Source organism: Viridibacillus arvi, from assembly GCF_001274945.1.
GTDB lineage: Bacteria > Bacillota > Bacilli > Bacillales_A > Planococcaceae > Viridibacillus > Viridibacillus arvi.
This window is the reverse complement of sequence record NZ_LILB01000001.1, coordinates 1,348,090-1,374,388: the sequence shown is the minus strand read 5'-3', so window position 1 is coordinate 1,374,388 and position 26,299 is coordinate 1,348,090. Positions and strand designations below refer to the sequence as shown.

Genomic DNA, 26,299 nt, shown 5'->3' with positions numbered 1-26,299 from the left:
TCTTGTGTCTTTGAGACACTTATCTTTTCTAAAACCTCAAAAGTTTTAATATGAATTGAAATAGATGAATCTTTAAAAGAGATTTAATGACGTACAGCTTTAGTCTTTTTTAAATAAAGTGTACGTATCACTTTGTGTAAGTCATCATTTTTAGCAGCACGTTGCTGGATAACCAGTGAAATATCCTCTTTTTCTAAAGGTTGTCCGTTTAACAGATGCTTTCGTTGATTAAAGGAGTCGGCTGTTCTTTCCAAATTTCCAACTTGAGCATATGTGTAAATAATGTGTTCTTTTAAATTTATCGGTTTGTAATTTTCGATTAAGTCAATATAAACTTGAATTTTATTTCTATCACTTTTTGCTTGGTCTAAAGTTCAAAAATTCTTTATCATTTCAATACCTCTATCCATAATAGATTATATTTACCATAAAATAATTTCTCTAAAAAGTAAACATGATATACGAATATTAAGTGAAGGCAATTGTTACTAGTGTAACTTTAGGAGATAATTTGCGTAGTTTTTAAATGATAAATTGCATAAAGATAGAAAAAGGAACTCGAGAATAGAGTCTATACTCCTTTCTCAAGTTCCTTTTTGATGCGATAAACGCTCAAGCTTTATAAAATAAATAGAGATTCTAAATCCGTAATTATTTTTTTCCTTCATTTTGATTGAATAGGAAATACGCTGCTAAAAATACTGCAGGTACGTTAATTACAAGTGCAACATTATTTAAAAAATCAGTTGTCTGTGAAAACACAATAATCAGTGATGTTACTGCGACAAATAATGGGAGTGTCTTATTTATATTTGTGACTAGTTGTTGCTTGTGAAAATGTCTTAGTATGAAATAAATACCTATTAAAATTGGTGAAGTAAGAAATACTCCCCAATATCCCCATGCATCTTCAATATGCCAAGGGACAAAGTCCATACGTGAAGTAAAGATAAATAGATTTAGTATGATAGTTCCTACTAATATACTGTTTAATATAATGACTTTCTTGTTTTTCTCCATTGCAATTTCTCCTCTAAAATTTAATTACTCGTTAGTTAATTCGTGAAAACGATTCATAACATCTTCCTCTTCAAACGTGCTATACCAACGATACTCACTATCATCTAAACTGCGAAAATGCTGACTAATCACATTTTGTTGTACTTGAAACTTTCCTTTTTTCGCAATCTCATTCCAAAACATTTTTCCACCTAATGTTTTTACTTTTGGAGTATTCATACCATCGTGAGCTAGTGTTTCAATTACTTCAAAAGGTTCTTCTCCTAAAATATGTTTTAAGATTTGACTATCCTTAAATAAAGCGCAAACTACGACTGCATTCGTCCAACCAATGGATGTTCTTTCTTTTTCAATTTGAACCAGTGTCTTTTTAGAAATGCCTAGAACAGTAGCCATTTTTTCTTGAGAATATCCCCTTTCAAGACGAATCAGTCGAACATTCTTAGAAATCAAATCAATTACAGTTTCTTTATTCAAATAACATCACCTTCGTGGGTTAGTGGTTATTTCTACTGATAGTGTAATAATACACTATTAGTTACCTTTTGTAAAGGGAGGCATAATGCGGAATATTTACATTAGTTGATAGTTGTTTATGTCTCAAAAAGTGTGTTTTTAACCTTTCAAATGTCCGCTATTGTTTATTGTGTGATTTGGTTCTTTTGCTACACACCCCCCTTATCATTGATATTGTTGGTTTAAAGGGTACTCAAAACTTACTGTCAAAAGTAAGATAGAAAAAAGAGGTGTTTTTTAATGAAATATGGATATGCAAGGGTAAGTACAGCGGGGCAAGGTAATTCCTTTAGAGATGCAAATAAAGAGTTAGAAATAATAAAAATAGAAAGTAAAAAGTGGATTGAAAAGCTTAATATTCATAATATTTGAATTGGTTATTTCCCTGAAACACATCCATCAGTAATGTGTTTTTTTATTTTCTTCTCATTTCTTTCTCAATAGACGGTCTTATGTCACGAAGAGTACCATTTAATAGTAGAGAGGGGAGGAAAAGAAATAGAAAAGTACATAATATCTTTTAGCGACGGGTACATCATACCTTACGCCACTGAAAACATAGAAGTAGTTAAGTAGTACGTTTATGGTGAGATGGAAAACCACCGTTGTGACGTAGAAATTAAAAGAGAAGATAACATTGTGGTCACTTAATCGGAGTTTAAAAAAGGTCAAGCACTGTACATTAGCAGCGTGTTAATCGATTTTGAGGGAGGCGAGGGTTACTACACAAATTGGATAGTTTGATAAAAATACATATATATAAGAAAAAAGGTGATTGCTACAAGTTAGCGATTGCTTTTTTTAGATTGAACTGCTTCTTTCATACTTGTAAATATATACCCCATACATTACAATTTGGGGTAATAAGTAAATTTATTAACCGATAAATTTACAAACGTAAACCAATAAATGACTTTATACTTTAGTTAATTAAAGTGTTTAAAAACCTTAGCGAATTCATCGCCATGATTGCCGATAAAATTCGTATTGAAACGGTTGCTAGCTGAAAGGGTTAGGACATTAATAAATCCGCGAATTGCTCATATTTTGAGTAGTATGTTTACAGGAAATGTGAGCAATAATCAGGGGAGTATGAGCAATAAATAATATGAAAGCTTTCATTGAATAGAGACACCTCTAAGTTTATTGTGCTCGAACACAATTATCTTGGAGGTGTCTTTTTCGTTTAGGCTTGATAAATGACGCAAAATAAAAGACTTCCCCATAAATGGAGAAGTCTTTTATTTTAATACTTAAACAATACAGCAATCAGTTGAAAACTTTATTTCCTTAGTAATAAATATATTATATTATAATAATATTTAGAGGTGTAATACTTTTTATTTGGTTTTATCAATTTTTTTCAAGGTAAGAATAAATCAACTTTAATCTATCAATAAATTTAATTGATAGTGCTGGTATTCTAAAATGTATATAGCAAATACAAATTCCGCTACGGATGCAAATTTTGCGGGACTTCTTTTGAATAGAAAGTTAATTGTATACATAGCATTATTTTGTAAATAGATATACGAATATTCAAAAAAATGGTACTATAACACTATATGTATCTATTTCTCTGAGTACCTAAATATCTACTGATCAACCTTCGCAACTTTCTTTTGTATATAGTATAAATGTATAGAGGTTCTATTTATTTTATTGATATAATAAATAGAAGAATAAATTCCATTTATCTATTATTTATTACATATAACTAACGAATATCTATAAACTGAAATTTAATTTATCAAAACTTTTTTCAAAGCGATTTTTTAGCGCTTTTCTGTAAAAAAACAATATGAAAACGATAATAAGTATAGATATTTATTATCGATTTGAAGGATGGGGAGAAAATGTGTTAATTTTTGAAAATGATTATATTGTTTTAAAGGAAGAAAACGAAAAGGTATATATAAGAACAGTGAGGGAAGGATTCACACTTAAGGAATTCGACAGTATTTTGAAAAAATATCCGCGTATTAAACTGTCGAGCTTTGCTATTTTAAGAAAAGTGACTGCTACTGTGACAGAGCAATTTGAGGAAATTGGTAATTGGTTGCCGCCTATAGAAATTGTGACTTCTCGTGATCGTATGACTGCAACCATGTATGTCCACGAAGATCCGAAAACTGTGTTTAAAGATGGTACTAAAATGCAGGAACAAATCAAAGAATTTGCAAATAATATAGGAATAGTACATGGTTTTGTAGATTTGACTCTAGATACCGTATTAGAAGGAAAATCGACTGTAGTTGCAATAGGGACACCAGCTAAACCAGGGAAAAACGCAAAAATTACATATATAGAACAGCCAGAGAGAAAACCATTGATCCGTGAAGATGGTAAAGCGGATTATTTTGATATGAATTTTATCTCTGAAATAGAAGCCCATGCATGGTTAGGAGAGAAAATACCAGCAGATTCAGGTGAACCAGGGAAAAATGTACTTGGTGAAAGCATTCCTGCTTTACCAGGTAAAGATGCACCGATAAAATATGATCAGAAAACTGTGTATGAAAAAGTTGATGACGACGGAAAGGTAACTATCTATGCAACTGAGGGTGGAGTTTTGGATGATTCAGATGGATTCTTGTCAGTTCAAAAACATCTACCTGTTCCAAATGATGTAGGTGTCGGAACAGGAAATCTAAATTTCGATGGATCCATTAGTATTAGAGGTACGGTATTAGCGGGTTATTCAGTAGTAGCAACCGGTGATATTTCGATTGATGGTCCTGAAGGTGTTACTAGTCCTAAATTAATCGAATCTCTAAATGGTGACGTTTTTATTCGTGGCGGTATTTTTGGTAATGGTGAGTCGGTCGTACGCGCAGGTGGGAATATCTTCGTTAAACATACAAATGAAAGTACGTTAATTGCAAAAGGTGACATTCAGATTGGCTCATACGCACTTGGATCCAATTTAAAAGCGAGTAGTATACTAGTTAATGAGTACAAAGGAAAAATTATCGGTGGACGTGCAGAAGCAACTAGTACTATTACTACTGCGATTTCCGGAAATCGCTTAGAGCGTAAAACGGAATTAGTTATTACAATGCCGGATCGAAAAGAAAGCATGCAAATCGTGAAAGAAAAAGCTGAAGAGATGAAATCTTTAGAAGCGGATATTTCGAATGTTAAAGCTCGTATTACGCCACTATTGGATTTCGTAGATAAGATGAATGGTGCGCAGCGAAAAGCGTTTGAGGATTCAAAAGTATTGTTACAAGAAAAAGAAAATGAATTAACGAAGATTGATAAAGAGGTGCAAACTATTTTACAATCATTGAAAAGTATGGGAACTGAAAAGATTCAAATTACGAAAGAAGCGTTTCCTGGGACATATATTCAACTTGGTAAAAAGTCGACGACATTAAACACGCAGACTTGTGGTAATTTTAAATTAGAGCAAGGCGAAATCAATGCCTAGACCCCTAGTGTTTGCACATCGAGGCGCCTCTGCTTATGAGATGGAAAATACACTCAATGCATTCAAAAAGGCAGTTGAATTGAATGCGGATGGTATTGAGTTAGATTTGCAAATTACTAGGGATGATGTTCCTGTTGTGACACATGATTTAGATTTACGTCGCGTTACGGGAAAACGTAGGTTAGTAACAAATGTTTCGTTAGCGGAAATAAAAAGATTGCGAGTAGGTAAACCATTTACTCGTAGATATTTGGGTCAAGAAATGCTAACACTAGATGAGCTGATAGCTTGGGTTAAGGAAAATCCTATAGCCTTGAATATTGAGTTAAAGGAATCCTTTATCGACAATCCTTTTGTGTTAGAAATTGTTATAAAAAAATGCGCCCACTTACCAAATGTACATTTTTCGTCTTTTTTCTTGGAAGTTTTGGAACATGCCAAGAAAATAAACAAACGTATTGAGACAGCACTTATAGCCACAAGAAAGTTAAATTGGCATCAACTCAAAAACCTACCATATATCGATGCCATTCATGCTAATAAAACATGGTATTATAAAACTGAATATTTGGATGCTTGTTTAATAGCTAAAAAGAAGTGTCGTTTCTATAACATTACTGGTGATGAAGAATATCTCGAAAATCCACATACAGCTGTAGTCGGTTGGATTACAGATTTTCCTGAAAGAGTTCTAAGGGTACAAAAAAAGAACGCTGACAATTAACGGTCAGCGTTCTTTTGATTTGCAAATTTAGCAGAAACTTTCCCTTTTTTGCGATCTCGATGCAATAAAAAACCTGCAAAAAAGCCAAAACCAATGACAAAAAGTACAATACCAATAATGAATTGTAACCAAAGAAATGGTATTGGATCCACAAGCTTAGCAAATAAAGTGTCGCGCATTAATTTAATTCCACCTGCAGCCATTAAACCAGGTATTAGTAATACGATAAACGCTGCAAAACGTGCCATATACTTTCACTCCTCTAATCTATATTCATTTTTACCTGTTGGAGAAGCGTTGTCAAGGAAAGAAAGTTTAGATATGATGAACCTACATTGAATTATGCAAAAAATTGCACAATATTGTGAAAGGAAGTGAAGTTCCTTGCAAAGCATACTAATTATAGGTGCAGGTGCTGGAGGTACAGCTATATTACAACTATTATCAAAATCTGATCAACTTAGCACAGTAGCAATTGTAGATATACGTGAGGATGCACCCGGGCTAGAGCTAGCTAGAGAAGCTGGCATCGCTACGGAGCAGGATTGGCGAGTTGTTCTAACAGATGAAATTGATATGGTGGTTGATGTCACTGGAGAACCTGCAGTATTTGAAGAACTGTTGCAGGCATTGCCGAAACGTACAGTACTTATCCCAGGGGCAATTGCTTACTTAATTGTTCAATTGTTGAATGAAAAAGATTTTTACATAAATAAAACCCAACATGCGGCATATAAACAGCAAATCATCTTTAATTCAATCGAAGAAGGCATGATTGGCATCGACCCACAAGGTCAAATTATCTTCTTTAATAGAAGTGCTGCACGAATGACCGATGTTACTGTCAAAGAAGCGATAGGTAAACATATTAACGATATTATAATAAATAGTGCTCTGCCACGAGTATTTGAATCGGGTATAGCAGAAATCAATCAAGAACTGAAATTGTCCAATGATAAGAAAATTGTCACGTCTCGATTTCCCATGATTGATGGTAGTGGGAATCGAATTGGTGCATTTGCTGTATTTAAAGATATATCAGAGGTTGTCAATTTAGCAGAAGAAATAACAAATCTAAAAGAAATTCAAATGATGTTAGAGGCGATCATTCAATCAAGCGATGATGCCATTTCTGTAGTAGATGAGAAAGGTAGAGGGATACTTGTCAATCCTGCATATACAAGAATTACTGGCTTAAAACCGGAAGAAATTTTAGGGAAACCTGCTACGATTGATATTTCTGAAGGTGAGAGTATGCATTTAAAAGTTTTACAAACGAAAAAACCTATTCGTGGTGTAAATATGCGACTAGGGCCTAACAAACGAGAAGTCATTGTGAATGTTGCACCTGTTGTTGTAAATGATAGCTTAAAAGGTAGCGTAGGTGTTATACATGATATGACAGAAATGCGGTCTTTAACGAAAGAATTGGATCAAGCGCGCACGATTATACGAAAGCTTGAATCTAAATATACATTTGAAGATATTATTGGCGATTCAGAGGAAATGCGCATTTCATTAGAACAAGCGAAATTAGCTGCAAAAACACCAGTTACAGTATTTTTGCGTGGAGAGTCAGGTACAGGTAAAGAATTGTTTGCGCATGCAATACATTCTGCGAGTGATCGTATTTACAATAAGTTTATCAGGGTAAACTGTGCGGCGATTGCGGAGCATTTACTAGAAAGTGAACTATTTGGTTATGAAGAAGGAGCCTTTACTGGGGCGAAACGTGGAGGAAAGCGTGGGTTATTTGAAGAAGCTGATCAAGGAAGTATTTTTCTTGATGAAATTGGAGAAATGTCTTTAAATACTCAGGCCAAATTATTGCGGATTTTTCAAGAGGGCGAAATAGTCAGAGTTGGTGGAACAAAGCCGATTTCAATTAATGTCCGAATTATAGCAGCTACGAATGTAAATATGGAAAAAGCATTGTCAGAAGGTACTTTCCGAGAGGATTTATATTATCGATTAAATCGAATGCCCATTCATATACCGCCGCTACGTCAACGAAAAGAAGATATACCGCCTTTAGTAGATCGCCTTCTTGTTAAGTTGAATCAGGAATACGGACGTAATATTCATAAAGTAACTTCAAACGCATTAATGCTATTAATAGGACATGTTTGGCCAGGGAATGTGCGAGAGCTTGAAAACGTCTTAAGCAGAGCAATGATTTTCATGCAATCAAACGAAACTATTTTAGATGAGCGACATCTACCAAAAACACTTTTCCATTCCGTACATCAAGAAAGTTACGTTGAAAAGTCCTTTTATGAAGGAACACTTGCGGAGCAGCTCGAACAAACGGAGAAACAAATATTGCAACAAGTATTAATCGATAACCAAAATAACAAAATGCAAGCTGCGAAAAAGTTAGGGATATCAATTCGTAGTTTGTATTATAAGTTAGAAAAATATAATCTTGCATAAATTTGCATGCAAAAAACTGCGTACCATGCAAAATGTTGCATGATTAAAAAAGACGAAATGTTGTCAAATAAAGCATTTCGTCTTTATATATGTTGGCACGCTTTTTGCTAATAATATAGTGACCTAGAAAACTAGGGTAAAAGATTGGTCAACATATAAAAGGGGGCAATACAATGGAAATTTTCAAATACATGGAGAAATATGATTACGAACAATTAGTGTTTTGTCAGGATAAAACTTCAGGACTAAAAGCTATAGTAGCTATACATGACACAACTTTAGGGCCGGCACTTGGTGGCACTCGTATGTGGACTTATGCTTCAGAGGCAGATGCAATTGAAGATGCTTTACGCCTAGCACGTGGCATGACTTATAAAAATGCAGCTGCGGGTCTAAATCTTGGTGGGGGAAAAACAGTAATCATCGGAGATCCTTTAAAAGATAAAAATGAAGAAATGTTCCGTGCGCTAGGAAGATTCGTACAAGGTTTGAATGGTAGATATATTACAGCAGAAGATGTTGGTACAACTGTAGCAGATATGGATTTGATTCATGAAGAAACAAATTATGTAACAGGTATTTCTCCAGCATTTGGTTCATCAGGTAACCCATCGCCAGTAACTGCATATGGTGTATTTGTGGGCATGAAAGCAGCAGCTAAAGAGGCATTTGGTAACGACCACTTGGAAGGTAAGAAAATTGCTGTACAGGGCTTAGGAAACGTAGCGTACACACTGTGTAAATATTTACACGAAGAAGGCGCACAATTAATCGTCACAGATATTAATGAAAACGCTGTAAAGAGAGTGGTAGAGGACTTTGGTGCAACTGCGGTTGATCCAACAGAAATCTATGCTCAGGATGTTGATATTTTTGCACCATGTGCACTAGGTGCTATTATTAATGATGAAACTATTCCACAATTAAAAGCAAAAGTCATTGCAGGTTCCGCTAACAACCAGTTAAAAGATTCTATACACGGAGATATTATTCATAACGAAGGTATCATTTATGCTCCAGATTATGTTATTAATGCAGGTGGCGTAATCAATGTCGCTGATGAATTATATGGCTACAACCGTGACCGTGCGATGAAGCGAGTTGAAGGGATTTACGATAATATAGCGAAAGTAATAGATATAGCAAAACGTGATGGGATTCCAACTTATTTAGCTGCTAACCGTTTAGCAGAGGAACGTATTGAGCGTATGGCAAAATCACGTAGCACATTCTTGCAAAATGGAAAGCACATATTATCTAATCGTTAATAAAAGGGCCGTTCAGAAATAAGGTAGGGGTACTTCATTTCTGAACGGATTTATATTGGGAGAAAAGTCTACGAACTGCAAATAAGTTTGTGATTTTAATAGGCTGACATTGGGGAATGTCAACTACGAAATGTTATATTATAAGAGAGCTTGTCTTACATGTTTTGATGAAAGGAAGTGTTCAAATGGCTAAGGACTATGATGTAGTTATTTTAGGTGGCGGTACAGGTGGCTACGTAGCAGCAATTCGAGCAGCAAAACTTGGATTAAAAACAGCCGTTGTTGAAAAAGGGAAGCTAGGGGGTACATGTTTACATAAAGGTTGTATTCCAAGTAAAGCATTACTTAGAAGTGCGGAAGTCTTCGCGACAACAAAGAATCATGCTTCTTCATTTGGAGTAAATACAGGAGAAGTAACGCTTGATTTTAGTAGAGTGCAGGATAGAAAAGATTCCATTGTGGCACAATTACATCAAGGTGTGCAAGCATTAATGAAGAAAGGCAAGATCGACGTTTATGAAGGAATCGGTCGAATTCTTGGACCTTCTATCTTCTCACCAATGCCTGGTACAATTTCGGTTGAACTGGCAAACGGTGAGGAAAATGAAATGCTTATTCCTCAAAATGTTATTGTGGCTACAGGTTCTAGACCACGTACGTTACCAGGGTTAACAATTGACGGTGAATTCGTTATTACTTCTGATGAAGCGCTTTCGTTAAAAGAGCTTCCAGCATCCATTCTAATTGTTGGTGGTGGTGTCATAGGGATTGAGTGGGCATCAATGTTAAACGATTTTGGTGTTGAAGTAACTGTTATTGAATATGCAGATCACATACTACCAACTGAAGATCAAGATATTTCAAAAGAAATGAAAAAGTTATTAGAAAATAAAGGAATTAAATTTGTAACTTCTGCAAAAGTATTAGCAGAAACGCTGTCAATTGCAAATAATAAAGTATCAATAGAAGCAGAAGTATTGGGCGAAAATCAAAATTATATTGCAGACAAAATACTTGTTTCGGTTGGCAGACAGGCAAATGTAGAAGGTATAGGACTAGAGAATACAGATATTGTTGTAGAAAATGGCTTTATCCAAACAAATAATCACTTTCAAACGAAGGAATCGCATATATATGCGATTGGTGATGTCATTGGTGGTTTACAGCTTGCTCACGTTGCTTCTCATGAAGGTATACATGCTATAGAGCATATTGCAGGAATCACAACTGAAAAAGTAGATGATAATTGGATTTCACGTTGTATTTACTCAAGTCCTGAGGCAGCTAGTGTTGGTTTAACTGAAGAACAGGCGAAGAAAGAGGGAATACCTATTAAAGTTGGTAAGTTTCCTTTTAAAGCAATTGGCAAAGCGCTTGTTTACGGAGAGTCAGACGGCTTTGTGAAAATGATAGCGAATAGTGAGACTAACGATCTTGTGGGAGTGCACATGATTGGGCCACATGTGACAGATATGATTGCTGAAGCGGGCCTTGCAATGGTGTTAGATGCAACGCCTTGGGAAATTGCGCATAGTGTTCACCCACATCCAACATTAAGTGAGGTACTTGGAGAAGCGGCATTAGCAGTTGATGGTAATGCAATTCATATGTAAGAAGGAGCTGGGAGAAATGGTTAAAAAGGTTGAAAATCGTCATGAAGCAATCGGTTTAACAAACGAAGATGTATTAAAAATGTACGAAACAATGTTACTTGCACGTAGAATCGATGAACGTATGTGGCTATTAAACCGTGCGGGTAAAATTCCATTTGTGATTTCTTGTCAAGGGCAAGAAGCTGCGCAAGTAGGTGCGGCCTTTGCACTAGATAATAAGAAAGATTATATTGCGCCGTATTATCGTGATATGGGGGTTGTCCTTCACTTTGGTATGACGACAAAAGAGTTAATGCTATCGGCGTTTGCAAAGGCGGAAGATCCTAACTCAGGTGGACGTCAAATGCCGGGGCACTTCGGCCAAAAGAAAAATCGGATTTTAACAGGATCATCACCTGTTACGACACAAGTCCCTCATGCTGTTGGGGTAGCACTTGCAGGAAAAATGCAAAAGAAAAACTTCATCACATTTGTTACTCTCGGAGAAGGTTCTTCAAACCAAGGAGATTTTCACGAAGGTGCAAACTTTGCAGGAGTACACAAATTACCAGTAATCATAATGGTTGAAAACAATAAATATGCGATTTCAGTACCGGTTGAAAAACAATTAGCGTGTAAAAATGTTTCAGACCGTGCAATTGGATACGGGATGCCAGGTGTTACTGTAGATGGTAAAGATCCAATTGAAGTATATAAAGTGGTTAAAGAAGCAGCTGACCGTGCTCGTAACGGGGAAGGACCTAGCTTAATAGAAACGGTAACTTATCGCTTAACTGCCCACTCTTCTGATGATGATGATCGCCAATATCGTACGGCAGAAGACTTAGCAGAAGGCCGTGCTACAGATCCAATCATTACATTTGCAAAATACTTGCATGAGCAAGGGATTCTAACTGATGCTCTTGAAACAGAAATCAATGAACGCATTATGACAGAAGTAAACGAAGCGACGGATTATGCAGAGCAAGCTCCATATGCTGCTCCAGAAGATGCGCTAAAATTCGTCTATGCTGAAGATGGAGGGAGTATTTAATGGCGGTTTTATCCTATATTGATGCAATTACTCTTGCGATGAAGGAAGAAATGGAACGCGATGAGCGTGTTTTTATATTAGGTGAAGACGTTGGCCGAAAAGGTGGCGTTTTTAAAGCAACTCAAGGATTATACGATCAGTTTGGTGAAGAGCGCGTGTTAGATACACCGCTTGCAGAATCTGCGATTGCGGGTGTCGGGATCGGTGCTGCAATGTACGGTTTAAGACCTATTGCTGAAATGCAATTTGCTGATTTTATTATGCCAGCAGTCAATCAAATTATTTCAGAAGCATCACGTATTCGTTACCGTTCAAACAACGATTGGACTTGTCCGATAGTAATTCGCGCACCATTCGGAGGCGGAATTCACGGTGCTCTTTATCATTCGCAATCTGTAGAGGCTGTATTTGCGAATCAGCCTGGTTTGAAAATAGTTATTCCATCTACACCTTACGATGCGAAAGGCTTGTTAAAAGCAGCTATTCGTGATGAAGATCCGGTGTTGTTTTTTGAACATAAACGAGCTTATCGCCTTATTAAAGGTGCGGTCCCTGAAGAGGATTATACGATCGAAATCGGGAAGGCGGATGTGAAACGTGAAGGGGAAGATATTACTGTAATTACTTATGGTCTTGCTGTACACTTCGCGTTACAAGCAGCTGAACGTATGGCACAAGACGGTATTTCGGCTCATATTCTAGACTTGCGTACGATCTATCCATTAGATAAAGAGGCAATTATTGAAGCGGCATCTAAAACAGGAAAAGTGCTACTTGTCACTGAAGACAACAAAGAAGGTAGTATTATTAGCGAAGTGGCAGCAATCATTGCAGAAAACTGCTTATTCGATTTAGATGCACCAATAAAAAGACTTGCTGGACCAGACATTCCCGCAATGCCATATGCACCGACGATGGAGAAATACTTCATGATTAATCCAGAAAAAGTTGAAAAGGCGATGCGCGAATTAGCGGCGTTCTGACGTAAAGGGGGAGATATTCATGGCAATTCAAACAATTAAGATGCCTCAGCTTGGGGAAAGTGTTACGGAAGGTACAATTGAAAAATGGTTAGTAAAACCTGGTGATACAGTACAGAAATACGATTCTTTGGCGGAAGTGAACACGGATAAAGTCACAGCAGACTTGCCGTCATCTTTCTCTGGCGTCATTAAGGAGTTAATCGTTGGTGAAGGCAATACATTAGCTGTTGGTGAAAGCGTCTGCACAATTGAAACAGAAGAGGTAATTGAGCAACAACTAACTTCACAACAGTCAGAACCAATCTCACAGCCAGCATCAGTATCAGCTCCTCAACAAACGGTAAATGCGCCAGTAGTGAATCGCGGTGCAGGTAAGGCACGCTATTCACCGGCTGTTTTAAAGCTAGCCCAAGAACATAGTATAGATCTTCAATTAGTCGAAGGTACAGGTGCTGAAGGGCGAATAACACGAAAAGACGTTCAAAAACTTGTAGACAGTGGAAACATTCCAACAAGTAGTCTAGCAGCACAACAACCACTGGAGGCAATTACTGAACAAGTAACACAGGATCCTGAACCACAAAAATCACAACCTGTTCCAGCAGTACAAACAGCAACAGGTGATATTGAAATTCCTGTAACTAATATTCGTAAAGCAATCGCGAATAATATGTTACGTAGTAAACACGAAGCTCCACATGCTTGGATGATGGTTGAAGCAGACGTTACGAACTTGGTTAATTACCGAGACTCCATTAAAACTGAATTCAAACAATCTGAAGGTTATAACATTACGTACTTTGCCTTTTTCGTGAAAGCTATTGCGCAAGCTCTAAAGGAATTCCCGATGATGAATTCTATGTGGGCAGGCGATAAAATTATTCAGAAAAAAGATATCCATATCTCTATAGCAGTCGCAACTGAAGATGCACTTTTTGTCCCGGTGATCAAACACGCCGATGAAAAGTCAATAAAAGGCATTGCTAGAGAAATTAATGATCTTGCAGGAAAAGTTCGTGCTGGTAAATTGAAATCTGAAGATATGCAAGGTGGAACATTTACTGTAAATAATACGGGATCATTTGGCTCGGTGCAGTCTATGGGAATTATTAATTACCCACAAGCAGCGATTATTCAAGTTGAGTCGATAGTTAAACGTCCGGTAATTATGAATGGTGGAATGTTTGCTGCAAGAGATATAGTAAATTTATGTTTATCTTTAGATCATAGAGTTTTAGATGGATTGATTTGCGGGAAATTTCTTGCTAGAGTCAAAGAAATTCTCGAAAATACATCAAAAGACAACACTTCTATTTATTAACAGTAGTCTGAAAATCGCAATATTGCGATTTTCAGATTTTTTTATACTTTTGCGATTCGATATACTTGTGTAAAATAGGAATAGAATTACCGAAGGGGGGAAGCTAGTTAGCGTCCACATGAAGAACAATATGAAAGAAATTGAATTCTCACAAGCTAATTACGATCAATGGCAAGAATCTGCTGTTAAGGCTTTAAAAGGTAAACCATTCGAATCTTTAATCACAAAAACAATCGAGGGTATTTCATTTGAGCCAATTTATACACAAGACCAACTAGTTGAGAAATTAGATGGGAAATTAGCAGAACAAGTTTCGACTATTCGTTCATTAAAAACAGGGGAAGAATGTTTAGCAGCACAACAAACATTTGCAGATTCACCGGAAGCTTTACTTCAAGGCGTTAAAGAATCTTTGGCAAAAGGTAACGATATTATTAATATTGATAGTCGAGTGAATTTTGCGTGGGATGAACAAACTTTGAAAGAATTGTCAACACTTTTTACTGAAAATTCATTCAAACTGAATATACAAAACAATCAAGATGCTTTATTACAAGTATTTAACTATATTAAAGAAGACCAAAAAGATGCTGTTAAAGGCTACATATCTAGTGCAGATAAACTCAATTTAAAAGGTTTCCATAATGTCCGTACACGCAATGCTAATGTACTAGAAGCTCACTATGAAGGTGCACATGCAGTACAGGAATTGGCTATCGCATTACTACAAGCTGCCCATTACATGGAAACTGAAGAAGATATCGAATCATTTGCGAAGAAATTCTTTGTTACCTTTGCAGTGGATACTCAGTTCTTCGTTGAAATCGCTAAACTCCGTGCTTTCAGAGTGCTTTGGAAAGCGTTTACATCCGCTTATGGTACGGATAAAGACTTACCAGTAGCAATTGTTACTGAAACTTCTTTACGTAGTTTCTCTAAATTAGATGTGTACGTTAACCTTTTACGTGCAGGCAATGAAGCGTTCTCGGCAATACTTGGTGGCGCAGACGTTTGTACAGTACATCCACATGATGTTTTATCTTTTCCAGATGACAAATCTATTCGTATCGCACGTAACGTGCAATTAGTTGTTAAAGAGGAAACACATGTAGAACATATCATCGATCCATCTGGTGGTTCATATTTCATCGAAACTTTAACAGCCGATTTAGTTAAAGACGCATGGGCATTATTTAATGAGTTACAAGAAGCAGGCGGATACAATGCTGTAAAAACAAATGGACAATTAGATGCTTTATTAAAAGAAACAATGGATCAGCGAATGAAAGAAGTAGAAACTCGTAAAAAATCGCTAATCGGTACGAATATTTACGCAAACCCGGCAGATGAAATTGATGAGCGCAATAATCCGTTATTTGCAGATTACAATCGCTTAGCAAAACCATTTGAAGAGCTTTGCTTAAACTATGCTAAAAACCAACCTAAAGTCGCACTACTAACAATTGGTCAATTAAAACAATTCAAACCACGTGCAGATTTTGTTTCTGGCTTCTTTGCAACAGCAGGTATTGTGCCAGAAAAAAGCCCTGAAATTCTTTCCGTGGATGAAGCGAAAGATTGGTTAACTGCAACAGATGCGAAATTCGTCGTAGTGTGTGGGCAAGATGATGCGATGTACGAATATATACCAGCACTCTTAGAAGTTAAGCCAGCACATATTTCACTTGATGTAGCAGGTAAGTTCAAAGAAGAGCAAGATGAATGGATTGAAGCAGGCTTAAATGGCTTCATCTTCGCAGGTCAAAATATCATTGAAAAATTGACGAGCTTAACAGCAGATGTGAAGGAGGTCCAACGATGAGTAAGCCAAATTTCAAAGAGATAAATATCGATGCCATATTAACTGCTAATCAAGTAGTAAAAGAAGATAAGAATTTCATGACCAATGAAGGCATAGAGATCAAGTCAACTTATACTGAGCAAGATTTGGATAACCTAAAACACTTAAAAGACTGGCCAGGTATTGCGCCAAATACACGTGGACCGTATCCAACGATGTATGTAGGTCGCCCATGGACAGTTCGTCAATATGCAGGTTTCTCTACTGCTGAAGAAAGTAATGCTTTTTATCGTCGTAACTTAGCGATGGGACAAAAAGGTCTGTCTGTGGCATTCGACTTAGCCACTCACCGTGGTTATGACTCAGATCACCCTCGTGTAACAGGTGATGTCGGTAAAGCAGGCGTTGCCATTGACTCTATTGAAGATATGAAAATTCTATTCGATGGTATTCCACTAGATCAAATGTCAGTATCAATGACGATGAATGGTGCTGTATTACCGATTTTAGCTTTTTATATTGTAGCTGCCGAAGAACAAGGTGTAACACCTGATAAACTTGCTGGTACAATACAAAATGATATTTTAAAAGAGTACATGGTGCGTAATACATATATTTACCCACCAGCTGTTTCAATGAAAATTATTGCAGATATTTTCGAATATACTTCAAACTTCATGCCTAAATTTAATTCGATCTCTATTTCTGGTTACCATTTACAAGAAGCAGGTGCAACAGCAGATATCGAGCTTGGCTACACTTTAGTAGATGGTCTTGAATACGTACGTACAGGATTAAAAGCAGGAATCGATATCGATTCATTTGCACCGCGTCTGTCGTTCTTCTGGGCGATCGGTATGAATTACTATATGGAAGTAGCGAAAATGCGTGCTGGACGTCGTATTTGGGCTCAAATGATGAGCACATTCAATCCTAAGAACCCAAAAACATTAGCATTACGTACACACTCACAAACTTCTGGATGGTCTTTAACAGAGCAGGATCCTTTTAATAATGTAACTCGAACTTTAATCGAAGCAAATGCATCTTCAATGGGGCATACGCAATCATTGCACACAAACGCCCTAGACGAAGCTATTGCATTACCAACTGATTTCTCAGCGCGTATTGCACGTAATACGCAACTATTCTTACAAGAAGAAACGTTAATGACGAAAGTAATCGATCCATGGGGTGGCTCATTCTATGTTGAAAAATTAACGGATGAACTGATGAAAAAAGCATGGGAACATATCGAAGAAATCGAAGAATTAGGCGGCATGGCGAAAGCGATTGAAACAGGTCTTCCGAAAATGAAAATTGAAGAAGCTGCTGCAAAACGACAAGCGAAAATTGACTCTAAAGCTGAAACAATTGTCGGAGTTAACAAATTCCGTCTTACAGAGGAAGAGCCAATCGACATTTTGAATATTGATAACACAATCGTGCGTCAAAAACAAATTGACCGTATTAAGGCCATGCGTGACAAACGCGATGATAAAGAAGTACAACGCTTACTTGCTCGCATTACAAATGCAACTGCAACAGGCGGTGAAAACTTATTAGCTTGTGCAGTAGATGCAGCGCGTGCTCGCGCAACTCTAGGTGAAATTTCTGATGCTATTGAGGTTGTTTCTGGTCGTCATAAGGCAATTATTCGCTCAATTAGTGGCGTTTATAGTGCAAACTTTTCAAATGAGGAAGAGATTCGTGAAGTACAAGATATGGCTGAAGGCTTCTTAGAAAACGAAGGACGTCGTCCACGTATCTTAATTGCGAAAATGGGACAAGATGGTCATGACCGCGGAGCGAAAGTAATTGCAACAGCATTTGCTGACCTTGGTTTTGATGTTGATATCAGTCCATTATTCCAAACACCAGCAGAAACTGCAGCAATGGCTGTAGAAAATGATGTTCATGTCGTTGGTGTAAGTTCACTCGCAGCTGGTCATAGAACTCTAGTGCCAGAACTGCGCGAAGAGTTAAAGAAAATTGGGCGAGAAGACATATTAATTGTTGTTGGTGGGGTAATTCCAGCACAAGATTACCAATTCCTATACGACAATGGTGCCTGTGCTATTTTCGGTCCAGGTACAGTAATTCCTGTTAGTGCACAAAAAGTGATTGAAGAAATCTATAGAAAATTAGGCTACGAGGAAGTGGTAGAATAATGGACTACAACAAAGGGATGGACGATGGTGCATTATTTGTAATGGATGGTATCGCCGCATCTCATGATGGAATGGTGCCCTCAGGTCGAAAAAAATTCCGTAAAAAGAATAATGACGATATTAATATCTCAGAGCTCGCGAAGCAAGTTCTGGCTGGTTCTAGACTCCATTTATCAAAAGCCATTACTCTTTTAGAAAGTACGAATAAGTACCATAAAGAGAAGGGCCAAGAATTATTACAAGAACTATTACCCCATACTGGAAATAGTATTCGTATTGGTATTACTGGGGTGCCTGGTGCAGGTAAAAGTACTTTTATCGAAGCGTTTGGCGGAAAATTATGTAATATGGGACATCGAGTGGCTGTACTCGCTATTGATCCAAGTTCTAGCTTAACTGGTGGGAGTATTCTCGGAGATAAAACAAGAATGGAAGAGCTAACGCGCAATCCAAGTGCTTTTATCAGGCCTTCTCCATCTGCAGGTACTCTAGGTGGTGTGCACAAAAAGTCACGAGAAACAATGCTGTTATGTGAGGCAGCAGGTTATGATATTATCTTGATTGAAACAGTTGGTGTTGGACAAAGTGAAACGATCGTCCGTGGCATGGTAGACTTCTTCCTTTTACTCGTTTTAACAGGTGCGGGAGATGAACTGCAAGGCATGAAAAAGGGCATTATGGAGCTTGCTGACACAATTGTTGTTCATAAAGCTGATGGTGACAATGTACGGTCAGCTAAAAAAACAGTAGCTGAATATAAGCAATTTATTCATTTCCTACAACAAGCGACACCAGGCTGGACGACGCAATCTATGGCGGTTTCATCGTATGAAAATAAAGGTTTAGAAAAAGTTTGGGATACGATTTTACAGTTTAAAGAAATCGGTGAGGAAACTAATTATTGGTCCACCAGACGTAATGAACAAACGACTGAATGGTTCCGTTCAATGATTACAGATCATTTAATCGATTCTTTTTACGGAGTGCCAGAACGCAAGCAACAAGTAAAAAGCTTAGAAGAGCAGATTTTACAAGGTCGATTAACCGTCACTCAAGGCGTCGATCAATTATTTAATAAAGAATAAATATCAACAACTTATACCAAAAGGATGGACCATCTGTGTAAATTGATGGTCCTTTTGATTTCTAAATCGTAAAACAACTCAGTACTGTACTTATAACTAAAAATAATTTATCATAAAAATATCATTTTTTGTGGAAGTAGATACAGTCATGAAAAGTGTTATTTTGCAGTGCAAACAAAATCATTACCTGCATCTGCTTTTGAAATTCATCAGGTAAGTATTTTTCGCTTAATTGATGATTCTCAGTTGAATATTGATGGTTCAGTAAAGAATACTTTTTATACATACGAGGGTAAGAGGGTAACAATTATTTTGAAGTTAAAGGGGTTTGTGCAAGTAGTAGCGAAATATATCTATAAAGACGATATGAAGGATTGCACTTTAATTTTGACCAACGAATAATTTGTGTGGAGAGCCGGAATACTATTAAAACTTATATTAGTATCGGAAATCACCTTGTTTTTGAACAAGTGCTTTGAAATGCATGTATTCACCTGTTATAGTTAAAGAGAATTTGAAGGGAGCGTTACAACATGAATATGGATTATGATTTGTTTATGACAGATATGCTACGCCAAGCGCGTGGAGAAATGGTCGCAAGTGGCTATGAAGAGTTGACTACACCTGAGGCAGTAGATGAGGCATTTAAACGTCCTGGTACAACTTTAGTAATGGTAAACTCAGTCTGTGGTTGTGCAGGTGGTATCGCACGCCCAGCAGCAGCGCATGCTGTACATTATGATAAACGACCAACACATTTAGTAACAGTTTTTGCTGGACAAGATAAAGAAGCAACTGCTCAGGCACGTATGCATTTTGGCGAGGATCATTTACCATCATCTCCGTCATTCGTTTTACTAAAAGATGGCCAAGCTGTAGCTGAAATTGGACGTCATGAAATTGAAGGACATGATCCAATGTCAGTTATAACTAGTATTCAAGCTTTATTTGAAGAATACTGCGAAGAAGTATAATAGAAATAGGCTGTCTCTAATGTCATATATGACTAGAGACGGCCTTTTTAACGCTTAAAATGACAAGGAGAATGATTCAGTGAAGAGATTTTCAATAGGCTATCGTACGCTGAAAACGGCAATTGGTGCAACGATCTCAATTGGATTAGCAGAATACTTCGGCTTAGATTTTTTTACCTCTGCAGGCATTTTAACGATTTTAAGTATTCAAACTACAAAAAAGCAGTCACTCCATGAAGTTTATACACGTTTATTAGCAAGCATTATTGGGATGATAATGGCATTTCTATTTTTTGAAGGTGTAGGGTATCACCCAATAGTACTTGGCTGTATGATACTTTTATACTTGCCTATTTTAGTAATGTTGAATATAATACCCGCTTTTGTCTCCAGTGTCGTTATTATTTTACACATTTTCCATACTGGAGATTTTACAATTGCTCTTTTAAAAAATGAGTTATCGCTAATGTTAATTGGATTCGGAACAGGACTAGCGTTGAACATTTATATGCCAGATATAAAACACAGACTTGAACAATATCTCATACGCATTGAGGAGCTTTATACTGCAATTTTTGTGGAAATAGAGAAGTATTTACGTAATGGTGATACGAGTTGGGATGGTAAAGAATTACTTGAAGCTGTTGAAGTGCTAAATCAAGCAAAATCTTTAGCCTTTCAAGATGTTGAAAATCACTTAACAAGACGCGAAAATCTATATTATATGTATTTTGATATACGTGAACAACAATTTGAAATAATAGAACGAGTCTTACCTAAAATCACAGATCTTCCAGTTATCGTAGAGCAAGCCGAGCTTGTAGCGGACTTTCTTGCGGATATGTCACAAAATATTAATTCAGCAGGGAATACCGCTAACAAATATAGAGAAAAGTTAGAAGTAGTGAAAGCAGAGTTTGCAAAATTACCTTTACCAACAACACATGAGAACTTCCTTGCTATGGCTTCTTTATATCAATTTATAGAGGAAATGGACCTCTACCTTGCGATAAAGAAAGATTTCAAGGGAATAAGCCCGTCACGTAAGCATTTTAAAAAGAAATCAAATGCTGAAAACTGACTAGTCCCCCAAAAAGTCCCCCATTTTAAAAGAAAAATGAAAATGTATCCCATTTGAAGTGCATTTTTGAACACTTCAAGTGGTACATTTTTGTTTTCATCAGAAGCATGAGCATATACTTTTAAAACCATTTCAGATGAATCACCTAGACGATTTGCAACAGTTGAAATCCTAATAGCTTCCCAGCCAAATTGAAATTTGATTTGGTAGAAGATACACCAATACCATCTAAGTTTAGATGAGGAATAAAAATTTGTGCATCATCCTTAAAAGGTACTCTAACAGAGAACTTTAGTTCCTTACAGTAGAAGTAGATGGAATATTTTTTAAGAGTAGAAACGACTGTTTCGTCAATTGGAATTGTTCTATAGCTATTTAATGTCTTTGGTGTTCCTACGCCAAATGAGCCTCTTGATTTATTAATATTTATTATCCCATTTTCAAAGTCAACATCTTGCCAGGTCAAAGCAAGTGCTTCGCCTATTCGCATACCTGTAAAGGCAAGAAAATGCGCAATTGTATATTGCGTAACGCTTCTTTGTTTCATTAAATCTAGAAAACGTTACAACTGGTCCACACTAAGGATATTGGCTTCAATATCTTCATATATTTTTTTTTATAGAAACTTTTGAAAACCTATTTCTTGGAATTATTTCATTTTCTACTGCTGCATTGATCATAGTTGAAAATATTTTATGAGCGCTTTTAACGCTTCCAGGCGATAATTTTGAAGAAAGAACATTAATGAAAACTCTTTGGTATGTCATTATGTCTAGTTTCGAAAGATTAAATGATCCTAACAAAGGTTTAATATAAAGTCTTACTGTTCTAGCTCTTGAGTCATACGTATTGGGTTTCCAAAACGGTTTTTTAGACTCGAGAAAAATATCACACCAGGTAGCTATGTCTAAATTACTGTCTGACACTTGTTTAACATGTCCGTTAACAACCTGTGTCTTTACCTTCAATAATTCTCTTAGCGCTTCTTTATCGGTGTTAAAACCTTGCTGACTCTTTTCTTTACGCTTACCAATATCATAATAGCGATAATCGTAGGCGAATTTTTTCTTTCATTCATTATCTTTGTACCAGAATAAATCTTTATCTTTTGCGGTTTTTATTAATTTTGGTTTAGCCATTTTAACTGTTCCTTTCAAACGTTGGCAGGCGTTCGGACGGGTTTGCCTATTAACAACACCCCCTCTAATTAATAACAACATATATTGCTGTATATTGGTATCCGTTAACCAATACATTTCAGCTTCTCTGCGTACTGAATTAACCTTTTTTTTGCAAAATTTTCTTCGACATTAAACATCTCTTGTATCATCCATACACTTAAACGATACTTATGTATTTGATATAATTCGTCCAACATGAAAGTTGGTATCGCTACATGTAGGGCAAAATTCTTAGCCTTATGCTCTTGGTATTCAACGAAAAGGGGATGAAGGTACATTTGGTCGCCACTATGTAGCACTGCTGTTGTGGTGATAATTCATTATTTAAGAATATGTATCGGGTTTGTCAAAAAAAAGAGCCTGGCTGCCACTAGGCCAGTAAAATACTTTGATATGTAATTCTTTAGCGATTTGAAGCATGTTTATATCTGTCGGTTGATAAATATGTAACCTTGAATAGAATGATTTAACAAAGTCTTCTAGATGACTATAGCAATAAACAAAACCTCACTAATTGGAAGAGAGCAACAATTAGTGAGGAGGGAAATTTTTATAAAAAGTTTTAATTAGTAATTTATGTATGTGATATTCTTTATTGAAGGAGGGAGTTGTAATGGATAAAGTTCAAATACTATTTGGAAATGCCCTTTTAGTTTCAATGGTATTTTGGCCTTTAAAATATATATTGGAGTTATAATTACTATTCCTTATTCGAATATAATCACAATATTGTTATCTATATTAATTATTATATCTGTTATTAAAGTCTGTCCACATCCCCAGGATCGGCAAAATTTCCTGGCCTTTGAAATAGTAATACGTTTCCAGCAGTTCTAGGCTCAATCTGCATCTCGGGTACTTGTTCAACACTAAGTTGAGATTCTGAGTTCATTCTCCTTTTTCTTTCCTCAATTTCTAATCTTTTTTCTTCTAATTCCAATTCTTTTTTTGATTGTCCAGAGTCTTAGCTTTAGTGTCTTCTGCTATATTCTCTTTTATTTGTTTTCTATAATAAAACCAAGGTAAGGGACCTTTTAAATCATATTCACCATATTTAATTTGCAACTTTGATACTCCAAAAGCACCAAATGCAGTTACTGCATAAGGAGTCATTGCATTAAGCATTGTGGCCATATGTTCAATAGGAAGGAGTGTAGAGATAAATCCAGGAGATTGTACATTTTGCTTTAAAAAAGTCTTTGTTGTTGAAGCATCTCCTAAATTCTCATTTAGTACATCTTGAAAATTTTCCCATGTAAAAACCGAAATACCTTTAGAAGCTTTTACGGCATAGTGAGAATAAAACATATCATTTTTTATATAAAAAGAAAAAATCAAAGGGTCTATTTTATCCAAGTAACTGATCGACGTAAATTATATGGACAGTTTTCTCGTTGCTCAGCTCCATCTATATTAAACTTCAGTGGATTATCATCATTGTATAATTTTCCTATCTCTGAACAGCCGTAAATCTTCTTCACTAGACTTATGTAAGTCTTTATACCATTTCTGTAACGATGGATTATTCGCAAATGCTTGGAACTCTTCTTCGTCCTTATCTATTGTTGATGAAGTGAAATCTGAACGACCCAGTAGGTAGTCGGTTGTTACTTTATTAAAGGTGATCCAATTGAGTTGCTAGATTACGAGGTTATACGAAGTGCTTTGTACTTATGCGTGCGGTGGAGAGTTAGGAGAATGAAGATGAAGAGAATATATAAAAAAGGGCAATCAAAATAGATCGCCCCATAATTAAGATTAGCTTTCTGGATAGTCTAGATGTAATGGAGGAAGAACAAGCCAGCCTTTTTCTTTATTAAGTCGTAACAGTTTTGCACCAATTTGAGCTTTCCCCAAATGGAATTGTCCATACATCAAAGCTACGTCTTCTCTAGTACATGTTCCCATAGCTTGACTGCATGCAACCAAACCTGCAGCGGTATCCAATGAAAGTGCAGCGCTAATTTCTGGGTCATTAAATTTTGCTCCAGCAGGGATGGCTTCTATTCTTGCATTTGGACGTTCAGGAGGCGCTGGTGGTAGAGCAATGCCATTCACTTTTAATAGCTTTTCTAATTGCTTATTTGCCTCTTTCATCATTTGAATACATTCTTCAATAATCTTGGCTAAATCTTTGTCACCTGTGTGATTAAAAAATGTTTGGTAACCAGCAATTAATCCATTATTTACAGCAAGACTCGTCCATATAGTGAACACTTCACCATAATGTAAAGGTTCTTTTTGGGGGTTTCCACTTAGTATTCCCATAATTACACTCCCTATCTCGTTTTAGAATTTTTTCCAACAGAATTCAGAGTGTGTTGCAAAACAGAAATTTATACAAATATTTATAGGGAGGCTAATCAATGAACATGAAAAGAAACGGTATTTTAGTCGACGATCCTGCAGCTCGCGTGAAAAGAACAAAGGTTAATCATCGTAAACAGCAGTCAATGGTGAAGTATACACAATACGTTGAAATGAAATCGAAATTCAATGACTTTGCAACGGTTGTTACGCCAGTTAAAGATGAATATATCAAGCAATTGATAAACGAAGGTTATTACATCACTGGATCCTTTAAGGGCAGAGATTGGTGTAAGGAATATCATGTACAAATTAGTTAGGGGGAAATGATGAAGTGATTAAATTATTATCGCTTTTTTGGGGGATAGGTGCAGATATAAAAGCCTTGAAAAACTTAGGTTTTTAGAAGTGAAAACGATTGACTATGTTGAATGGAAAGCCAATAGAGTAAAGGCGTATAACGCTATGAATCCATTTAGATATAATTCTCAAGATGTAAGAGGTTGGGATTTGAAGCCAGACATTCTAGTGCATGGTTCACCTTGCCAAGACAATAGTGTAGCAAACTTAAACGATGATAAAGGTCGTTCTAAACTAATACTTGAAACAAACCGTATCATTCGTGAAATGGGAGAATGGCGCCAGTGGATGATTCAGATTTGCCGTTTTAAGACGTTATTGAAGGAAAAGGCGTAGTAACTAAAAAGGAAAAGGCTATCACCTAAGTGATTACACCTGTGAGATAAATTAATCCCAAATATTTACTCTTGGAACACTTGCGGTTCTTAAGTAATCAAGTAATTGGCCAGTATGGATTGATTCATGATAGGCGACTCTTAGCAGCATGTCGCCCAAACTTCTTATGTAACCTGAATCAGAACGATCGATTTTAATGCTTGTTAAATCTTCTTCAGTAAATGATTTAATAGTTTTTAAGAAGTGATTTCTAAATGGTTCTGCAAATTTCAATTCCGCATTTACAGTGGAAAAAGGTTGTTTTTCGAAAGGAGAATCAAATACTTCCAGACTTCCATGATTTTGGATAGCTAGATGGTAATAGTGTTCACTTTCTAGAACATGCCTAATCATCTCAATACAAGTCATTGCTTCGTTATCGGGTTTCCAATGTAGTTTTTCTTGGGGAATAGTTGTCCAAACTTTAATACTTCTTCTTCGTATTTCATTGAAATTTAAAAGAATTAAATCAATTGAGTTCATAATTCATCCTCCATTTATTGGTAAGTCTTAAATATACACGAATGAACTTTCGAATAAAAGAGAACGATTTTAGTTAAAACATTACAAAGTTGTTTTCGGCCACAAGCCAGCAACAGCATATGAACATTACTGTGATG

The 26,299-nt window shown here is 36.3% G+C and carries 28 protein-coding genes and 1 pseudogene; 17 read left to right on the top strand and 12 right to left on the bottom strand.

Translation table 11 applies throughout. From position 1 onward, the window contains the following. Positions 1–83: 83 nt before the first annotated feature. The 3 genes from AMD00_RS23175 to AMD00_RS06475 form a co-directional block, all read right to left on the bottom strand. On the bottom strand, positions 84–254 hold the full coding sequence (locus tag AMD00_RS23175) for a hypothetical protein (protein WP_157059189.1): 171 nt from the start codon (positions 252–254) through the stop codon (positions 84–86). A gap of 397 nt (positions 255–651) precedes the next feature. Then, a complete protein-coding gene (locus tag AMD00_RS06480) occupies positions 652–1,020 on the bottom strand; it encodes a hypothetical protein (RefSeq protein WP_053416230.1) in 369 nt (122 codons plus the stop codon). A 24-nt stretch (positions 1,021–1,044) separates the two neighbouring features. Beyond that, entirely contained in the window at positions 1,045–1,497 is a 453-nt protein-coding gene (locus AMD00_RS06475; RefSeq protein WP_053416229.1) for a helix-turn-helix transcriptional regulator, read from the bottom strand. 279 nt (positions 1,498–1,776) lie between these two features. Between AMD00_RS06475 and AMD00_RS24130 the strand changes: the two genes are divergently transcribed. The 3 genes from AMD00_RS24130 (at position 1,777) to AMD00_RS06465 (ending at position 5,693) form a co-directional block, all read left to right on the top strand. After that, positions 1,777–1,908, top strand: coding sequence for a hypothetical protein (locus AMD00_RS24130; protein WP_281173041.1), 132 nt, complete (start codon positions 1,777–1,779; stop codon positions 1,906–1,908). 1,429 nt (positions 1,909–3,337) lie between these two features. After that, positions 3,338–4,969 carry a DUF342 domain-containing protein gene (locus tag AMD00_RS06470; protein ID WP_245639452.1) on the top strand — a complete coding sequence of 544 codons (1,632 nt, stop codon included), beginning with the start codon at positions 3,338–3,340 and terminating at the stop codon, positions 4,967–4,969. A gap of 7 nt (positions 4,970–4,976) precedes the next feature. Beyond that, a complete protein-coding gene (locus AMD00_RS06465; RefSeq protein WP_245639451.1) occupies positions 4,977–5,693 on the top strand; it encodes a glycerophosphodiester phosphodiesterase in 717 nt (238 codons plus the stop codon). Here AMD00_RS06465 and AMD00_RS06460 read toward each other — a convergent pair. Further along, positions 5,690–5,941 carry a DUF2627 domain-containing protein gene (locus tag AMD00_RS06460; protein ID WP_053416226.1) on the bottom strand — a complete coding sequence of 84 codons (252 nt, stop codon included), beginning with the start codon at positions 5,939–5,941 and terminating at the stop codon, positions 5,690–5,692. The two genes, AMD00_RS06465 and AMD00_RS06460, sit on opposite strands and share 4 nt — an antisense overlap. 136 nt (positions 5,942–6,077) lie before the next feature. Between AMD00_RS06460 and AMD00_RS06455 the strand changes: the two genes are divergently transcribed. The 12 genes from AMD00_RS06455 (at position 6,078) to AMD00_RS06400 (ending at position 21,456) form a co-directional block, all read left to right on the top strand. Further along, positions 6,078–8,126 (top strand): sigma-54-dependent Fis family transcriptional regulator, encoded by a 2,049-nt coding sequence (locus tag AMD00_RS06455; RefSeq protein ID WP_053416225.1) that lies wholly within the window; start codon positions 6,078–6,080, stop codon positions 8,124–8,126. A 173-nt stretch (positions 8,127–8,299) separates the two neighbouring features. Further along, entirely contained in the window at positions 8,300–9,394 is a 1,095-nt protein-coding gene (bcd, locus tag AMD00_RS06450; RefSeq protein WP_053416224.1) for a branched-chain amino acid dehydrogenase, read from the top strand. Between the two features lie 185 nt (positions 9,395–9,579). Then, positions 9,580–11,007 carry a dihydrolipoyl dehydrogenase gene (gene lpdA, locus AMD00_RS06445; RefSeq protein ID WP_053416223.1) on the top strand — a complete coding sequence of 476 codons (1,428 nt, stop codon included), beginning with the start codon at positions 9,580–9,582 and terminating at the stop codon, positions 11,005–11,007. Positions 11,008–11,023: 16 nt separating this feature from the next. Beyond that, on the top strand, positions 11,024–12,040 hold the full coding sequence (locus AMD00_RS06440; RefSeq protein ID WP_053416222.1) for a thiamine pyrophosphate-dependent dehydrogenase E1 component subunit alpha: 1,017 nt from the start codon (positions 11,024–11,026) through the stop codon (positions 12,038–12,040). Next, positions 12,040–13,023, top strand: coding sequence for an alpha-ketoacid dehydrogenase subunit beta (locus tag AMD00_RS06435; protein WP_053416221.1), 984 nt, complete (start codon positions 12,040–12,042; stop codon positions 13,021–13,023). The genes AMD00_RS06440 and AMD00_RS06435 overlap by 1 nt, the downstream gene beginning before the upstream one ends. Positions 13,024–13,042: 19 nt before the next feature. After that, entirely contained in the window at positions 13,043–14,344 is a 1,302-nt protein-coding gene (locus AMD00_RS06430; RefSeq protein ID WP_053416220.1) for a dihydrolipoamide acetyltransferase family protein, read from the top strand. A gap of 118 nt (positions 14,345–14,462) precedes the next feature. Continuing rightward, complete coding sequence (locus AMD00_RS06425; RefSeq protein ID WP_053416219.1) at positions 14,463–16,166, top strand: methylmalonyl-CoA mutase family protein; 1,704 nt, start codon at positions 14,463–14,465, stop codon at positions 16,164–16,166. Further along, entirely contained in the window at positions 16,163–18,316 is a 2,154-nt protein-coding gene (gene scpA / locus AMD00_RS06420; protein WP_053416218.1) for a methylmalonyl-CoA mutase, read from the top strand. The genes AMD00_RS06425 and scpA overlap by 4 nt, the downstream gene beginning before the upstream one ends. Beyond that, a complete protein-coding gene (meaB, locus tag AMD00_RS06415) occupies positions 18,316–19,401 on the top strand; it encodes a methylmalonyl Co-A mutase-associated GTPase MeaB (RefSeq protein WP_053416217.1) in 1,086 nt (361 codons plus the stop codon). Before scpA ends, meaB begins: the two co-directional genes overlap by 1 nt. A gap of 168 nt (positions 19,402–19,569) precedes the next feature. Then, positions 19,570–19,803: a hypothetical protein gene (locus AMD00_RS06410; protein WP_053416216.1), complete on the top strand. Its 234-nt coding sequence runs from the start codon at positions 19,570–19,572 to the stop codon at positions 19,801–19,803. A gap of 131 nt (positions 19,804–19,934) precedes the next feature. Next, on the top strand, positions 19,935–20,375 hold the full coding sequence (locus tag AMD00_RS06405; RefSeq protein WP_053416215.1) for a BrxA/BrxB family bacilliredoxin: 441 nt from the start codon (positions 19,935–19,937) through the stop codon (positions 20,373–20,375). A gap of 79 nt (positions 20,376–20,454) precedes the next feature. Then, on the top strand, positions 20,455–21,456 hold the full coding sequence (locus AMD00_RS06400) for an aromatic acid exporter family protein (protein ID WP_053416214.1): 1,002 nt from the start codon (positions 20,455–20,457) through the stop codon (positions 21,454–21,456). Positions 21,457–21,601: 145 nt separating this feature from the next. On the opposite strand, the gene AMD00_RS06395 is transcribed toward AMD00_RS06400, so the two are convergent. From AMD00_RS06395 to AMD00_RS06370, 7 genes and pseudogenes are all read right to left on the bottom strand, one after another. Beyond that, positions 21,602–22,003 (bottom strand): site-specific integrase, encoded by a 402-nt coding sequence (locus AMD00_RS06395; RefSeq protein WP_053416213.1) that lies wholly within the window; start codon positions 22,001–22,003, stop codon positions 21,602–21,604. A 55-nt stretch (positions 22,004–22,058) separates the two neighbouring features. After that, complete coding sequence (locus AMD00_RS06390) at positions 22,059–22,424, bottom strand: tyrosine-type recombinase/integrase (protein WP_053416212.1); 366 nt, start codon at positions 22,422–22,424, stop codon at positions 22,059–22,061. Continuing rightward, positions 22,407–22,499 (bottom strand): annotated as a pseudogene (locus tag AMD00_RS24125) (Arm DNA-binding domain-containing protein); the annotation flags it as partial. The gene AMD00_RS06390 and the pseudogene AMD00_RS24125, both read right to left, overlap by 18 nt. A gap of 27 nt (positions 22,500–22,526) precedes the next feature. After that, the gene (locus tag AMD00_RS06385) at positions 22,527–22,712 is read right to left on the bottom strand and encodes a hypothetical protein (RefSeq protein WP_053416211.1); all 186 of its coding nucleotides are present in this window, start codon (positions 22,710–22,712) and stop codon (positions 22,527–22,529) included. Positions 22,713–23,397: 685 nt separating this feature from the next. After that, a complete protein-coding gene (locus AMD00_RS24120; RefSeq protein WP_281173040.1) occupies positions 23,398–23,529 on the bottom strand; it encodes a hypothetical protein in 132 nt (43 codons plus the stop codon). Positions 23,530–23,567: 38 nt separating this feature from the next. Next, positions 23,568–23,993 (bottom strand): hypothetical protein, encoded by a 426-nt coding sequence (locus AMD00_RS06375; protein ID WP_053416209.1) that lies wholly within the window; start codon positions 23,991–23,993, stop codon positions 23,568–23,570. A 402-nt stretch (positions 23,994–24,395) separates the two neighbouring features. Then, positions 24,396–24,905: a DUF3231 family protein gene (locus AMD00_RS06370; RefSeq protein ID WP_053416208.1), complete on the bottom strand. Its 510-nt coding sequence runs from the start codon at positions 24,903–24,905 to the stop codon at positions 24,396–24,398. Between the two features lie 98 nt (positions 24,906–25,003). Here AMD00_RS06370 and AMD00_RS06365 point away from each other — a divergent pair, with 98 nt between their 5' ends. Continuing rightward, a complete protein-coding gene (locus tag AMD00_RS06365; RefSeq protein WP_053416207.1) occupies positions 25,004–25,264 on the top strand; it encodes a hypothetical protein in 261 nt (86 codons plus the stop codon). An 88-nt stretch (positions 25,265–25,352) separates the two neighbouring features. After that, positions 25,353–25,640 (top strand): DNA cytosine methyltransferase, encoded by a 288-nt coding sequence (locus AMD00_RS06360; protein ID WP_245639450.1) that lies wholly within the window; start codon positions 25,353–25,355, stop codon positions 25,638–25,640. A 51-nt stretch (positions 25,641–25,691) separates the two neighbouring features. Here the strand turns inward: AMD00_RS06360 and AMD00_RS06355 are convergent, their stop codons facing one another. After that, positions 25,692–26,162 (bottom strand): DinB family protein, encoded by a 471-nt coding sequence (locus tag AMD00_RS06355; RefSeq protein ID WP_053416205.1) that lies wholly within the window; start codon positions 26,160–26,162, stop codon positions 25,692–25,694. Positions 26,163–26,299: the final 137 nt, after the last annotated feature.